General features: G+C 71.6%; 14 protein-coding genes. 7 read left to right on the forward strand and 7 right to left on the reverse strand.

The features are described 5' to 3' along the window. The first annotated feature begins 33 nt into the window (after positions 1 to 33). Together O7605_RS06955 and O7605_RS06960 are read left to right on the forward strand one after the other, a co-directional pair. The gene (locus O7605_RS06955) at positions 34 to 234 is read left to right on the forward strand and encodes a hypothetical protein (RefSeq protein WP_269738403.1); all 201 of its coding nucleotides are present in this window, start codon (positions 34 to 36) and stop codon (positions 232 to 234) included. After that, the gene (locus O7605_RS06960; RefSeq protein ID WP_269738404.1) at positions 234 to 617 is read left to right on the forward strand and encodes a type II toxin-antitoxin system death-on-curing family toxin; all 384 of its coding nucleotides are present in this window, start codon (positions 234 to 236) and stop codon (positions 615 to 617) included. Before O7605_RS06955 ends, O7605_RS06960 begins: the two co-directional genes overlap by 1 nt. Before the next feature lie 14 nt (positions 618 to 631). Here O7605_RS06960 and O7605_RS06965 read toward each other — a convergent pair whose 3' ends face one another. Continuing rightward, positions 632 to 1,315 (reverse strand): response regulator transcription factor, encoded by a 684-nt coding sequence (locus O7605_RS06965; RefSeq protein WP_093403456.1) that lies wholly within the window; start codon positions 1,313 to 1,315, stop codon positions 632 to 634. Between the two features lie 56 nt (positions 1,316 to 1,371). Next, complete coding sequence (locus O7605_RS06970; protein ID WP_269738405.1) at positions 1,372 to 2,610, reverse strand: ATP-binding protein; 1,239 nt, start codon at positions 2,608 to 2,610, stop codon at positions 1,372 to 1,374. Between the two features lie 201 nt (positions 2,611 to 2,811). Here O7605_RS06970 and phoU point away from each other — a divergent pair, with 201 nt between their 5' ends. Beyond that, positions 2,812 to 3,462, forward strand: a complete 651-nt coding sequence (phoU, locus tag O7605_RS06975) for a phosphate signaling complex protein PhoU (protein WP_269738739.1) — start codon at positions 2,812 to 2,814, stop codon at positions 3,460 to 3,462. Between the two features lie 70 nt (positions 3,463 to 3,532). Here phoU and O7605_RS06980 read toward each other — a convergent pair whose 3' ends face one another. Beyond that, positions 3,533 to 4,300, reverse strand: a complete 768-nt coding sequence (locus O7605_RS06980) for a phosphoglyceromutase (RefSeq protein WP_269738406.1) — start codon at positions 4,298 to 4,300, stop codon at positions 3,533 to 3,535. Positions 4,301 to 4,451: 151 nt separating this feature from the next. On the opposite strand from O7605_RS06980, the gene O7605_RS06985 reads away from it, so the two are divergent. Beyond that, the gene (locus tag O7605_RS06985) at positions 4,452 to 5,759 is read left to right on the forward strand and encodes an MDR family MFS transporter (RefSeq protein ID WP_269738407.1); all 1,308 of its coding nucleotides are present in this window, start codon (positions 4,452 to 4,454) and stop codon (positions 5,757 to 5,759) included. 52 nt (positions 5,760 to 5,811) lie between these two features. Further along, positions 5,812 to 7,125 carry an MFS transporter gene (locus O7605_RS06990; RefSeq protein WP_269738408.1) on the forward strand — a complete coding sequence of 438 codons (1,314 nt, stop codon included), beginning with the start codon at positions 5,812 to 5,814 and terminating at the stop codon, positions 7,123 to 7,125. 369 nt (positions 7,126 to 7,494) lie between these two features. Here O7605_RS06990 and O7605_RS06995 read toward each other — a convergent pair whose 3' ends face one another. From O7605_RS06995 to mshA, 3 genes are all read right to left on the reverse strand, one after another. After that, positions 7,495 to 8,364 (reverse strand): hypothetical protein, encoded by an 870-nt coding sequence (locus tag O7605_RS06995; RefSeq protein WP_269738740.1) that lies wholly within the window; start codon positions 8,362 to 8,364, stop codon positions 7,495 to 7,497. 188 nt (positions 8,365 to 8,552) lie between these two features. Next, positions 8,553 to 9,086 carry a YbjN domain-containing protein gene (locus O7605_RS07000; RefSeq protein WP_269738409.1) on the reverse strand — a complete coding sequence of 178 codons (534 nt, stop codon included), beginning with the start codon at positions 9,084 to 9,086 and terminating at the stop codon, positions 8,553 to 8,555. 94 nt (positions 9,087 to 9,180) lie between these two features. Next, on the reverse strand, positions 9,181 to 10,530 hold the full coding sequence (gene mshA / locus O7605_RS07005) for a D-inositol-3-phosphate glycosyltransferase (protein WP_443083880.1): 1,350 nt from the start codon (positions 10,528 to 10,530) through the stop codon (positions 9,181 to 9,183). A 184-nt stretch (positions 10,531 to 10,714) separates the two neighbouring features. Here mshA and O7605_RS07010 point away from each other — a divergent pair, with 184 nt between their 5' ends. Both O7605_RS07010 and O7605_RS07015 read left to right on the forward strand, forming a co-directional pair. Then, positions 10,715 to 11,479, forward strand: a complete 765-nt coding sequence (locus tag O7605_RS07010; protein ID WP_269738411.1) for an SDR family oxidoreductase — start codon at positions 10,715 to 10,717, stop codon at positions 11,477 to 11,479. Then, positions 11,476 to 12,282: a class I SAM-dependent methyltransferase gene (locus O7605_RS07015; RefSeq protein WP_269738741.1), complete on the forward strand. Its 807-nt coding sequence runs from the start codon at positions 11,476 to 11,478 to the stop codon at positions 12,280 to 12,282. Before O7605_RS07010 ends, O7605_RS07015 begins: the two co-directional genes overlap by 4 nt. Before the next feature lie 132 nt (positions 12,283 to 12,414). Here the strand turns inward: O7605_RS07015 and O7605_RS07020 are convergent, their stop codons facing one another. Then, complete coding sequence (locus tag O7605_RS07020) at positions 12,415 to 13,497, reverse strand: UDP-N-acetylmuramate dehydrogenase (RefSeq protein WP_269738412.1); 1,083 nt, start codon at positions 13,495 to 13,497, stop codon at positions 12,415 to 12,417. Between the last annotated feature and the right edge of the window lie 21 nt (positions 13,498 to 13,518).

Consider the following 13,518-nt stretch of genomic DNA (forward strand, 5'->3'; position numbering starts at 1 on the left):
TGATCTTGATAGCACCGTTGCTACCATGCACCCATGGCCATGACGCTCCGTCTCGACGACGATCGCGAACGCCGACTCCGCCTCGTGGCTGACGAGGAGGAGCGGTCGATGCACGCGGTGGTGGTGACCGCCATCGACGACTACCTGATGCGGCGCAACGCGCGGCAGTTCGACGAGTTGGCCGACGAGATCATCGAACGCCATGCCACGCTGCTCGCCCGCCTGGCCGAGTGATGCCGGAGATCTACTACCCGACGCTCACAGACGTCGTTCGCATCGCCCGCAAGATCGGCGTCGCGGTCCGGGACGCAGGGTTGATCGAATCAGCCGTCGCCCGACCCCGGACCAGCGTTTTTGGCGAGGACGCCTACCCGGATCTCTGGACCAAGGCGGCGGCGTTGCTGCACTCGTTGCTCAACAATCATCCGTTCGTGGACGGGAACAAGCGCATCGGCTGGATCGTGACCGTCGCTTTCCTGCTCCAGAATCGCGCCGTCTCCGTAGCCGAGCTTGACGACGTCGACCAGGATGTCGCGTACGACCTGGTCATCGCGGTGGCGGAGAGCTGGCTGACCGAGGTCGACCCGATCGCGAACTCGCTGCGAAAGCTCTTCTGAGCCGCGTTGTCGGATCAGGGCTCGAACTTGTAGCCGAGACCGCGCACCGTGACGATGTGACGCGGGGTGGAGGGCTCCGGCTCGATCTTCGAGCGCAGCCGCTTCACGTGCACGTCGAGCGTCTTCGTGTCACCGACGTAGTCGGCACCCCAGACGCGGTCGATCAACTGGCCCCGGGTGAGCACCCGACCCGCGTTGCGCAGCAGCAGTTCGAGCAGCTCGAACTCCTTGAGCGGCAACTGCACCGCACCCCCGTCGACGGTCACCACGTGCCGCTCGATGTCCATCCGGACCGGGCCGGCGGCCAGCGTCGGCGCGCCCGACTCGGGCGCCTCCGGGCTCTGCCGGCGCAGCACCGCGCGGATCCGGGCGACCAGCTCCCGGGGGGAGTACGGCTTGGTCACGTAGTCGTCGGCACCGATCTCCAGGCCGACCACCTTGTCGATCTCGCTGTCCCGGGCGGTGACCATGATGATCGGCACGTGCGAGCGCTGGCGCAGCTGCCGGCAGACCTCGGTACCGGACATCTCCGGCAGCATCAGGTCGAGCAGGACGATGTCGGCGCCGGTCCGGTCGAACTCGGTGAGGGCCGACGTCCCCGTGGCGGCCACGGAGACCTCGAACCCCTCCTTGCGGAGCATGTACGACAGTGCGTCCGAGAACGATTCCTCGTCCTCGACCACCAGAACGCGACTCAACGGCGTTTCCTTTCATCGGTCGGACCGGGCGGCGCCCAGCCTGATCCAGGTGTGGTTCAGACCTGCCGGAGCTCGGCCGGACCGGCCTCGATCCCAGCAGGTGGCAGTGTCGCCAGCAGGTCGTCCGGCGGACGGGCGGGCAGCCGGAGGGTGAACGTCGACCCACCACCAAGAGTGCTCGCCACCTCCACCCGACCGCCATGGTTGCTCGCGATGTGCTTGACGATCGCCAGCCCGAGGCCGGTGCCGCCGGTCGCCCGCGACCGCGCCTGATCGGCCCGGTAGAACCGTTCGAAGATGCGGTCGACGTCGGTGGGGGCGATGCCGATGCCCTGGTCGGTGACGGCGATCTCCACCTGCTCCCCGGCGGTGCGGGCGGCGATCCGAACCGTGGTGTCCTCGCCGGAGTAGTTCAGGGCGTTCTCCACCAGATTCGCCACCGCCGTGGCGAGCTGGTTGTCGCTGCCGTACACGGTCAGGCCCCGCTCCGCCTCGACGGTCACCTCGATCCGGCGGGCCGCGGCGGCGGTCCGGGTGCGGTCGATCACCTCGGAGATCACCCAGTCCACCGCGACCGGCTCGGGGGCCGGCTGCGGTTCGGCGCCCTGGAGCCGGGTCAGTTCCAGCAGCTCCTGCACCAGCCGCCCCAACCGGGTCGACTCGTGCTGGATGCGCTCGGCGAACCGTCGGGCGGCGACCAGGTCCTCGGAGAGATCCGGCCGACCCTCACCGGCCGGCTCGGTGGCGTCCAGCAGCGCCTCGGCGAGCAACTGCAACGCACCGATCGGAGTCTTCAGTTCGTGGCTGACGTTGGCCACGAAGTCGCGGCGCACCCGGGCCAACCGGTGTGACTCAGTCACGTCGGCCGCTTCCACCGCGATGTAGCCGTTGCCCAGTCCCATCGCCCGCAGGTGCACGCCGAGCGGGTTCTCTCCGGCGTTGTCGCGACCCCGGGGCAGGTCGAGCTCGATCTCGCGCCGCACACCGGTGCGCCGTACCTGCCCCGCGAGGGTACGGACCAGCGGATGGGCCATGATCGAACCTGGTCGGCCGCCGGTCCGCAGCAGCCCCATCGCCCGCGCGGCCGGATTGACAAGTACGGGCACATCGTCCGCGTCGAGCACCACGACTCCCGCGCGCAGCGAATCGATCGCGCGGCGGCCGAGCCCGACCTGCACTTCGTCGACGATCGCGAGCCTCCCCTTGCCGAACGGGATCATGTGGGACAACCACAGGCCGGCGACCACCCCGACCACCAGGGCCGTCGCCACACCCACCGTCACCGCCCACGTCACTCGGCGATCGTAGGGTCATTGTTAACCCGGCTATCGCCCAGAACAGGACGAAGCACTCTCACTTCCAGGAAAGTTCACCCGCGCGTCCGGCGCAGTTCATCAGCGTTCACCTCCGGTCCGCCCGGGAGTCATAGCTTGGCGGGCGTACCTGCGCAAACACCCGCCGGCGGGATCGCCGGCCCCGACGGACAGGACGTGAGAATGCGCGACGAGTTCCGGGCCGAACTTCAGGCCGTCAGCCAACTGCTTGTCGAGATGGCCGAGGGAGTTCGGGCGGCGCTGCGACAGGCGACCCGGGCCCTGCTCACCGCCGATCGCCGGGCGGCCGAGTCCGTCATCGAGCGGGACGCCGAGATCGACGGGCTGTACCGCCAGGTGGAGGAGCGGGTGTGCGACCTGCTGGCCCGTCAGGCACCGGTCGCCTCCGACCTGCGCGCCATGATCACCGCGCTGCACGTGGCCGCCGACCTGGAACGGATGGGTGACCTGGCCGATCACGTCGCCAAGACCGCGTTGCGCCGGCACCCGTCCCCGGCCGTGCCGGCCGAGCTGCGCCCGGTCTTCACGGACATGGCCGGCATCGCCGACCGGATGGCCGAGAAGATCGCCTCGGTGCTGGCGCACCCCGACGCCGATCTCGCCGCCGAGCTGGACAGCGACGACGACGCCATGGACGAGCTGCACAAGGGGTTGTTCGGGGTGCTGCTCGGCGCGGACTGGCCGTACGGCGTGGAGACCGCCATCGACGCCACCCTGCTGGGTCGCTTCTACGAGCGCTTCGCCGACCACGCCGTGAACAGCGCCGAACACGTGGTCTATCTGATCACCGGCGAACCCGTCACCGCCCCCTGAGGGGCGCGGAAGGGCCCCTACCGACGCCTGGCGTGGCGGGGGCCCTTCCGACGATCGGACTCGGGCCGGCTCAGCGGCCCTGGTTGGCCACAGCGGCGGCGGCCTCCTTGGCGGCCTCCGGGTCGAGGTAGGTCCCGCCCAGCGTCTGGGGACGCAGCAGCGGGTCCAGGTCGTAGCGGAGCGGGATCCCGGTGGGGATGTTGAGCTTCGCGATCGCCTCGTCACTGATCTGGTCCAGGTGCTTGACCAGCGCCCGCAGCGAGTTGCCGTGCGCGGCCACCAGCACCGTACGGCCGGCCAGGATGTCCGGCACCACCGAGTCGTACCAGTACGGCAGCATCCGTTCGACGACGTCCTTCAGGCACTCGGTACGCGGCATCAGCTCGGTCGGCAGCAACGCGTACCGCGGGTCGCCGACCTGCGACCACTCGTCGTCGTCGGCGATCGGCGGCGGCGGGGTGTCGTACGAGCGGCGCCAGAGCATGAACTGCTCCTCGCCGTACTCATCCAGGGTCTGCTTCTTGTTCTTGCCCTGCAACGCGCCGTAGTGGCGCTCGTTGAGCCGCCACGACCGGCGCACCGCGATCCAGTGCCGGTCGGCGGCGTTCAGCGCCAACTCGGCGGTCCGGATGGCGCGGCGCATCACGCTGGTGTGCACCACGTCCGGCAGCAGGCCGTGCTCGCGCAGCAGCTCGCCGCCGCGACGCGCCTCGTCCTCCCCCTTCGCGGTCAGGTCGACGTCGACCCAGCCGGTGAAGAGATTCTTGGCGTTCCAGTCGCTCTCGCCGTGGCGCAGCAGGACCAGCGTCCCGACGGTGGGTCCCTCGCTAGCTGTCATGCCGATCATCCTGCCGCAACCCGCTGTGGCACGCGCGCGAAGGGTGGTGACGACCACCACGTGGAAATGCGGGTGACCTTGATTCCGGCACAGCACTAGGTTGGTAAGGATCCTTTAGATCACCAGGCATTACGGAAACGGGGGCGCCGGCGTGCGCGCGATACGGGGTTGGTTCCGGGATACGACGGGTGGGTTACCGAGGACCTTCTGGTACCTCTGGACGGGCACCCTGATCAATCGGCTCGGCTCGTTCGTCCTGGTCTTCCTCGCCATCTACCTGACCCAGGAGCGCGGCTTCTCCGCCTCGCAGGCCGGCCTGGTGCTCGGTGCCTGGGGCGTCGGCGGCGCGGTCGGCACCACCGCCGGCGGCACCCTGACCGACCGGTGGGGTCGCCGGCCGACCCTGCTCACCGCCCATCTCGGCGCCGCGACGATGATGCTCGCCCTGGGCTTCGCGCGTGACCTGTGGACGGTCGCGGCGGGTGCGCTGCTGCTCGGCCTCTTCGCCGAGGCGGCCCGCCCGGCATTCGGTGCCATGATGATCGACGTGGTGCCGGAGCGGGACCGGCTGCGGGCCTTCTCGCTCAACTACTGGGCGATCAACCTCGGCTTCGCCTGCGCCGCCGTGCTCGCCGGCTTCGCCGCGCAGGCCGGCTACCTGCTGCTCTTCGTGGTCAACGCGGCCACCACGGTGGTCACCGCGCTGATCATCTTCGTGAAGGTCAGTGAGACCCGGACGGTCACCGTCGGCATGCCGCGCGGCGGCGCACCGGCGGGAGCGCTGCGCACCATCCTGACCGACCGGGTGTACCTCGGCTTCGTCGCGCTCAACCTGCTCGGGGCGTTGGTCTTCCTCCAGCACATCTCGATGCTGCCGATCGCGATGGCCGACTCCGGCCTGAGCCCGGCCACGTACGGCTCGGTGATCGCACTCAACGGCGTGCTGATCGTGGCCGGTCAACTCTTCGTGCCTCGGCTGATCAAGGGACGCAGCCGGTCACACGTGCTCGCCCTGGCCGCGGTGGTGATGGGCCTGGGCTTCGGGCTGACCGCGTTCGCCGAGGTCGCCTGGTTCTACGCCCTCACGGTGCTGATCTGGACCCTCGGCGAGATGCTCAACTCGCCGTCCAACGCCACGCTCATCGCCGAACTCTCCCCCGCCGCACTACGCGGTCGCTACCAGGGCGTCTTCTCACTCTCCTGGCAACTGGCCGGAGCGGCGGCGCCGATCCTCGGCGGACTGGTCCGGGAGCAGGCCGGCAACGCGACTCTCTGGGCGGGCTGCGCCGTGGTCGGTCTGGTGATGGCGGTGGGCCACCTGCTGTCCGGACCGGCGCGGGAGCGGCGTGCCGTCGCCCTCCGTACCACCGGTGCGGCACCGGTGGTGACGGTGCAGTCGACGGCACCGCAGCCCGCCGCCCCGCAGGCCGCGGAGCCGGTGGCCACCTCGCGGGGGTGAGCCGCGCCACCCGGCGCCGCTCCTGTCCGTCGATCCGGGCAAGATCTGTTAGGTGTCCGAACAGATTGGCAAGGTCGAGCGGCACGACCCGCCGCCGGTCAGGGCGCTTCGGCGCTGGCTGACCGACACCGCGGGTGGGTTGCCCGCCACCTTCTGGTACCTCTGGGCCGGTCTGCTGATCAACCGGGCTGGCGCGTTCGCGATGCTCTTCCTGTCGCTCTACCTGACCGCCGCTCGGGGCGCCAGCGAGTCGCTGGCCGGCGTGGTGGTCGGCGCGTACGGCGCGGGTGGTGCGGCCGGGGTGCTGCTCGGTGGGGTCCTGGCCGACCGGTGGGGCCGGCGCTCGACCCTGGTGGCGGCGCACCTGGTCACCGCCGCCCTGATGGTCGCCCTGGCCCTCAGCCAGCACCTCGGCGTGATCGCGGCGCTCGCCCTGCTGGTCGGGGTGACGCACTCCATGCCAAGCCCGGCCTTCGTCGCCGCGATCGTCGACGTGGTGCCCGAGCAGCGCCGGTCCCGCGCCTTCAACCTGCAGTTCTGGGCGTTCAACCTCGGCATGGCCGTCGCCTCGTTGCTGGCCGGTCTGCTGGCGGAGGCCAGCTACGTGGCCCTCTTCCTGGTCGACGCCGTCGCCACGGTGGCCACCGCCGCACTCATCGCCTGGAAGGTCCCGGAGACCCTGGCCCGTCGGCAACCGCGGGCGGACCCGGCCGCCGGCACCCGAGGTCCGCGTCGCCCCGGCCTGCACACCGCGTTGACCGACCGGCACTTCCTGGTCTTCGTCGGGCTGACCTTCGTGCTGGCCGTACTGACCATGCAGGCATCGACGATCATGCCGCTGGCAATGCGTACCGACGGGTTGGGCCCGTCGTCGTACGGGGCGGTGGTGGCCCTCGGCGGCGTCCTGATCGTGCTGGGGCAGCTGTTCGTACCCCGGCTCATCGACCGCCACCGGAAGGCTCACGTGCTGGCCCTGTCGACGGCGTTGCTCGCCGTCGGCTTCGGCGCGCTCGCCATCGCCGACCACCTCGCGTCCTACCTGGGCGCCTGCGTGGTCTGGACGGTCGGCTCGATGCTGGCGGCGCCTCCCAACGCACAGATCAACGCGGACCTGGCACCACCGGCGCTGCGGGCCCGCTACCAGTCGGTGTTCTACCTGGCCTTCCCGGCGGCGTCGTTCCTCGCGCCGACGCTCGGCGGCTTCAGCCTGCAACGGTGGGGCGACGGGCACTGGTTGCTGGTCGGCGCGTTGGGTCTGCTGGCCGCCGGTGTGCACCTGCTCGCCGGGCCGTCGCGGGAACGCCGCGTGGCCAACCTGCGGCACCAGGGGGAACCGGCCGGGGCGTCGCTGGCCGGGCAGGTGTGAAGACGCGTCATGCCCGGCACGGAGTCGTGCCGGGCATGTCACGTCGTACGACCGGCGGCGGCGGGCGACACTCACCCCCGTAAGCGGCGCCCGCTCGCGCCGCCGGTCCAAACAGGTGGGCCACCGTCCCCCAACGGTGTTGGTCCACCCGTCCCCCGCGCCTCGCCCGGTTGTCCAGATCTGATCGATCCGCCGCTCCCCCGAACGGTTCCAGACGTGACACGGTGCAATAAAGTTAGTGCGGCCCGACCTCGCGATTCAACCTGAGCGACTGTCTCGCCCGTCACAGCCACCGGTCCCCTTCGGGACGCGTACGAGCCCTCGGTCAAGGCCAACGGCGGGTACCCGGGTGCTATTCCCGTAAACCTCTCACCCGTCCTCCCGATCGGGTGATTCGGTTCGGAAGAAATTGCTCTGCCGGCCGTCGCGCAGCTGCTCCTGGTAGATCAGATTCAACCGACGCTTGTCGAACGTGTCGAACCACTCGTCCCAGGTGATCTCGCGAATCCGGCTGCTCTCCCGGTAACCCGGAATGTTGAACGTCAGCACGCCGGCCCGGCCGGGCCGCTCGGTACCGCTGATCGTCGCCGGCCTGGCTCCCCGCTCCCGGGCCCAGCGTCGGATGACGTCGTGGTTGGTGGTGACCAGGCTGCGGCCGGGACGTTCCGGCCGGTCCTGGAGGGAGGAGATCACCTGCGACGACCGGACCGACCGGGACGTCGAGCGTCCGGTACGCACCGCGCCACCACGGGCCGGCCGGGCCTCGGCCGGACGGCGGGTCGGTGCCGCCGTGCGGGCGCGGGTGGCCCCACCGGCAGTCGTGCCGCTCGGGGCCGACCCGCGCGGAGTCGACTTCTGCGCACCCGCCGTGCTCTTCCGCGCCGTGCCGGCCGTGGACCTGCGCGCCGCGCTTGTCGTCTTGCGGGCACTGCCGGCGGCCGGCCGGCCCGCCGCGCCGGCCGCCTTACGCGCCGGAGTGGCCCGTTTGGTCGGGGCCGCCTTGGCCCGCCCCGGCGCGGTACGGCCGGACGCCGCCTGTTTCGCACCGGAGGTCTTCGTGGCTTTCGCACCGGAGGTCTTCGTGGCGCCGGCCCGGCCGGCCGGACCACTGCTGCGGCGCCCGGCGCCGCTGGACCGCAGCGTCTTCGTCAGTGTCTTCACCAGTTCCGGCTTCCGCAGCGCGGAGATGCCGGAGACCCCGTGCCGCCGCAGCTGCCCCCGAATGTCGTCGACCCGCATCCGGGCGATCTCCGACTCGGAGATCCTCGGCGTGTTCGGGGTCTGGTTGCCACCCTGCCGTTTGGTCCTGGTCGCGGTCCCGCCGCGACCCGAGCTGCTTCGCTGAGCCATGGACGCTCACGCTCCTCGCCACTCGCCGTCTCGGCGCGGCGGGTCCCAACGCCGCACCGCGCGCTGCGGCTTACCCCTCAGGAGCGGTCCGAACCTCCGGCGGTCGGTGGAGTCGACCGGGCCCCCGCCGAGGGCTCGAACAGGTGCGCGAAGGCGGCCAGGTTGGCGGTCGACTCACCCCGCTTCACCCGCCACTCCCACTCGCGGCGGATCGAGCTGCCGAACCCGATCTCCAGCATCGTGTCGAAGGACTCGTCGGCGTAGGTCAGTACCGCGCCGAACAGCCGGTCCAGCTCGTCGGCGTCGACGGCGTCCGGATTCACCCGACCGGTGAGGTAGACGTCGCCGACCGCGTCGATGGAGAACGACACGGCGTACATCTTCGCGTTGCGCTGCAACAACCAGGCCCACAGCTCCTCGCGCCGCTCGTCCGGCTGGCGCATCACGAACGCCTCGATCCGCAGCGCGTGCTCGCCGACGATCAGGTTGCAGATCGTCTTGAGCTTGTGCGTACCGGGCAGGGTCACCGCGTACGACCCGGGGCCGGTGGACTCGCAGGCGAGTTCCCGCTCCGCGCAGACGGACTCGATAAGTGCACCGAGGTCGCTCATCCGGCCAACTCTACGGCGGTCGGCACCGCGCCGCCCGGGCACCGTTGCGGTCCGGCTCCTGGTCCGGCGCTGTCCGGTGGCACATGGCCCGGCGTCAGCAGCGGGACGCGGTGAGTTCGGCGGTGAGGCCGGCCCGGTGGTCGGCGACCGCCTCAGCGTAGACGGCGAGCAGGCCGGCGGCGGTGCGGTGCCAGGAGAAGTCCCGGGCGTGCCGGGCGGCGCCGACGGACAACTCGGCCCGTCGGGCCCGGTCGGGCAGCAGGCGGGCCAGCGTACCCGCCCAGTCCACCGGGTCGTGTCCGCGCACCAGCACCCCACTGACCTGGTCGCGCACCGTGGTGACCAGTCCGCCGACGGCCGCGGCCACCACCGGCGTACCGCAGGCCTGGGCCTCCAACGCGACCAGGCCGAAGGACTCGTTGTACGACGGCACCGCGACCAGGTCGGCCGCCTGGTAGAGCAGGGGCAGTTCCGCGCCGGTACGCGGGGGCAGGAAGTGCACCCGGTCGGTCACGCCGAGCGAGGCGGCCAGCTCGATCAGCGCGGTGGGCCGGTCCAGCCCGGTGCCGCTGGGACCGCCGCAGATCACCACCGCGACCTCACGGGCCAGTTCGGGATCCCGGGCCCGCAGGGCGGCGATCGCCTGGATGAGCACGTCGGGTGCCTTCAGCGGCTGGATCCGGCCGACGAACGCGACCAGGTGGCCACCGGCCGGCAGGCCGAGCCGGATCCGGGCGGCGGTCCTGGCGGCCTCCCGGTCGCCGACCGGGGGACGGAACCGGTCCAGGTCCACACCGGGCTCGACCACGGTGACCCGCGTCGGGTCCGCGTCGTACCGACCGATCAGGTCCCGCGCCTCGACCCGGGTGTTCGCGACCAGCCGGTCGGCCTCCGCGACCACCTGTTCCTCACCGATCACGCGCGCCTTGGGCTCCGGCCGGTCACCGGCGGCCAGCTGCGCGTTCTTCACCTTGGCCAGGGTGTGCGCGGTGTGCACCAGCGGCACCCCCCAACGGTCCTTGGCCAGCCAGCCCACCTGGCCGGAGAGCCAGTAGTGGGAGTGGATCAGGTCGTAGTGGCCCGGCGGACGGGCCGCCTCGGCGCGCAGCACGCCCGCGGTGAACGCGCACAGCTGGCCGGGCAGCTCCTCCTTGGTCAGGCCCTCCAGCGGGCCGGCCATCACGTGCCGGACGTGCACGCCGGGGGCCACCTCCACCACCGGCGGCAGGTCGCCCGAGGTGGCCCGGGTGAAGATCTCGACCTCGACGTTCGCCTCGGCCAACCGCCGCGAGACCTCAAGGATGTAGACGTTCATGCCGCCCGCGTCCCCGGTGCCCGGCTGGTGCAGCGGCGAGGTGTGTACCGACAGGGTCGCGATCCGCCGGGGTCGCGGCCACGGCAGGGAACCCCGCTGACGCCCGACACCGGTGTGCTCTTCCGCCACGTCCGCTCCCTTTGCCACGGTTGATGCCGTCCCCGCACGACCGGCGCTCCTGCCTAAACACGCCACGCCGGATGTCATCTTCCCGATCGGCGGCGGGAAATACGTCGGGCAGGGTCTCGGGCGTGACCGACCTCATGGCGACCGTGCCGCCAGCGGTCGCCCGGCGGGGAGCGAGAATGGCCGGATGAGTCGTGTCGCGATCGTCACCGGAGCGTCCAGCGGGATCGGCGCCGCCACCGCGCGGCGGCTCGCGGGCGAGGGTTTCCACGTGCTCGCCGCGGCGCGGCGTACCGACCGGCTCGTCGAACTGGTCGCGGAGATCACCGCCACCGGCGGCTCCGCCACCGCGGTGAGCTGTGACGTGACCTCCGACGAGTCGGTGGCCGGCCTCGCCCGGGCCGCGCGGCAGGCCGGCGGGCCGGTGACGGTCCTGGTGAACAACGCCGGTGGCGCGGTTGGGCTGGACCCGGTCGAGTCCGGCGCGGTCGGTGACTGGCAGTGGATGTACGACGTCAACGTGCTCGGCACGCTGCGGGTCACCCAGGCGCTGCTGCCGATGCTGGAGGCATCGGGGGCGGGCACGATCGTCGTCGTCTCGTCGACCGCCGGCTTCACCGTGTACGAGGGCGGCGGCGGCTACACCGCGGCGAAGCACGCGCAGACGGCGATCGCCGGCACGTTGCGGCTGGAGCTGTGCGGACGCCCGGTGCGGGTGATCGAGATCGACCCGGGCATGGTGAAGACCGACGAGTTCTCGTTGACCCGCTTCGGCGGGGACGTCGAGCGGGCGGAGGCGGTCTACGCCGGTGTCGCCGAGCCGCTGGTCGCCGACGATGTCGCCGACTGCATCGCCTGGTGCGCCACCCGCCCGCAACACGTCAACGTGGACCGTCTCGTGGTCCGGCCGCTGGCCCAGGCCGCCCAGCACAAGGTGCACCGGACGGGCTGATGGTCGTGCCGGCGTCCCGGCCGCTCGGGGTGGTCACCAGGGGTACCACCGGGCCCAACCGGCTGCGGCGGGTGGACAACTGGATCGTGGATGCCTGCGCCGATCCGCTGCGCGCCGCACCGGACCCACTCGTGGTGGACCTCGGCTACGGTGCGGCGCCGGTGACGGCGGTGGAGCTGCGGGCCCGGCTCGCCGCACGCGTACGCGCCGACGTGCGGGTGGTCGGGCTGGAGATCGATCCGGTGCGCGTCGCGGACGCGCAGCCGGCCGCCGACCCGCCCGGGCTCACCTTCGCCCGAGGCGGCTTCGAACTGGCCGGCCTGCGGCCCACCCTGGTCCGCGCGCTGAACGTGCTACGCCAGTACGACGAGAGCGAGGTGGCCGCCGCGTGGGCCACGATGTGCGCCGGCCTGGCCCCGGGCGGCCTGCTGGTGGAGGGGACCTGTGACGAGTTGGGACGCCTCGCGGGCTGGGTGCTGCTCGATGCCGACGGCCCACGCTCGCTGACCCTGGCCGCCCGGCTGGCGACTCTGGAGAGTCCGGCCGAGCTGGCCGAGCGGCTGCCGAAGGCGCTGATCCACCGCAACGTGCCGGGTGAGCGGATCCACGACCTGATCCGGTCTCTGGACGACGCCTGGCACGCCGCCGCCGGCTATGTCCCCTTCGGCCCCCGCCAGCGCTGGCTGCACACCGTGTCGGCCGTCCGCGCCCAGGGCTGGCCCGTCCTCGACCGCCCCCGCCACTGGCGCCACGGCCGCCTCACCCTCCCCTGGCCCACCGTCGCCCCCCGCCAGCCCACCTAACCCCACCCCCACTCCCCACCGCGCACCCCTCAGCGCCCTGATCATGAAGTTGTTGTCCGGGAAAACGCTTGCCGGGCGCAATAACTTCATGATCGACCCGAGAGGGGGGTGGGGCATGGGGGTGGTGGGTTGTTAGAGGGTGCAGTTGATGAGGACGGGTTCGGGGTGGAGGGTTACGCCGAAGCGGGACTGGACGCCGTCGCGGATCTCGCGGGCCAGGGCGAGCAGGGCCCCGGTGCTGGCGGTGCCGGTGGGGTTGGTCAGGGCCAGGGTGTGCTTGGTGGAGATGGCGGTGCCCTCGGGACCGGGATATCCCTTGCCGAAGCCGGCCTTGTCGATCAACCAGGCGGCGCTGACCTTGACCAGGTCGTCCGCACCGGGCCAGGCCGGCGGCTCGCCCAGCCCGGCGGCCCGCTGCCGCAGCTGCTCGTACGTCGCGGCGTCGAGGACCGGGTTGGTGAAGAACGAGCCGACGGAGCGGGTGTCCGGGTCGTCCGCGTCGAGCACCATGCCCTTGCCGGCGCGCAGTCGCAGCACCGTGGCTCGGGCCTGGGCCAGTGGCACCCGGTCACCGACCTCGACGCCGAGCGCCCGGGCCAGTTCCGCGTAGCGCACCGGGCCGGACAGCGGCGAGCGGGCCAGCCGGAAGTCCACCGAGAGCACCACCCAGCGGTCGTTGTACTTGAAGATGCTGGACCGGTAGGCGAAACCGCAGTCCGCCGCCGCGACCTGCCCGACGGCTCCGGCCGTCCGGTCGTAGACCTGCACGGCGGTGATGGTCTCGGCGACCTCCTGCCCGTACGCCCCGACGTTCTGGATCGGGGTGGCACCGGTCGAGCCGGGGATGCCGGACAGGCACTCCAGCCCGGACCAGCCGTTGCGTACCGTCGCGGCGACCAGGTCGTCCCACGGCTCACCGGCCTCGACCCGGACCGTCACGGTCTGCTCGTCCTCGGCGAGCACCCGCAGTCCCCGGGAGCGGACGAGAACCACCGTGCCGGGAAAGCCGCCGTCACCGATCACCACGTTGCTACCGCCGGCGATCAGGAGGATCTCGGCGCCCGCCTCGCGTACCCGGCTGACGATCTCGTCGGCGTTGGTGGCGGCGACCACCTGGCCCGCCGGCCCACCCACGCACAATGTCGTGTATTGCGCCAGATCGTCCGTGCTGGCGGGTTGCGCGGCGGCTGTCGGCTGGGCGTAGACGTCAGACACGCCTCTCACCCTAGGCTGAGG

Origin of the sequence: Verrucosispora sp. WMMA2121, assembly GCF_027460185.1 — a bacterium.
In the GTDB taxonomy this organism is placed as follows: Bacteria; Actinomycetota; Actinomycetes; order Mycobacteriales; family Micromonosporaceae; genus Micromonospora; species Micromonospora palythoicola.

Excerpts from the sequence above, each read along its gene's own strand:
- O7605_RS06955 (WP_269738403.1), top strand. The coding sequence starts at position 34 with ATGGCCATGACGCTCCGTCTCGACGACGATCGCGAACGCCGACTCCGC.
- O7605_RS06960 (WP_269738404.1), top strand. The coding sequence starts at position 234 with ATGCCGGAGATCTACTACCCGACGCTCACAGACGTCGTTCGCATCGCC.
- phoU (WP_269738739.1), top strand. The coding sequence starts at position 2,812 with ATGCGCGACGAGTTCCGGGCCGAACTTCAGGCCGTCAGCCAACTGCTT.
- O7605_RS06980 (WP_269738406.1), bottom strand. The coding sequence starts at position 4,300 with ATGACAGCTAGCGAGGGACCCACCGTCGGGACGCTGGTCCTGCTGCGC.
- O7605_RS06995 (WP_269738740.1), bottom strand. The coding sequence starts at position 8,364 with ATGCGGGTCGACGACATTCGGGGGCAGCTGCGGCGGCACGGGGTCTCC.
- O7605_RS07000 (WP_269738409.1), bottom strand. The coding sequence starts at position 9,086 with ATGAGCGACCTCGGTGCACTTATCGAGTCCGTCTGCGCGGAGCGGGAA.
- O7605_RS07010 (WP_269738411.1), top strand. The coding sequence starts at position 10,715 with ATGAGTCGTGTCGCGATCGTCACCGGAGCGTCCAGCGGGATCGGCGCC.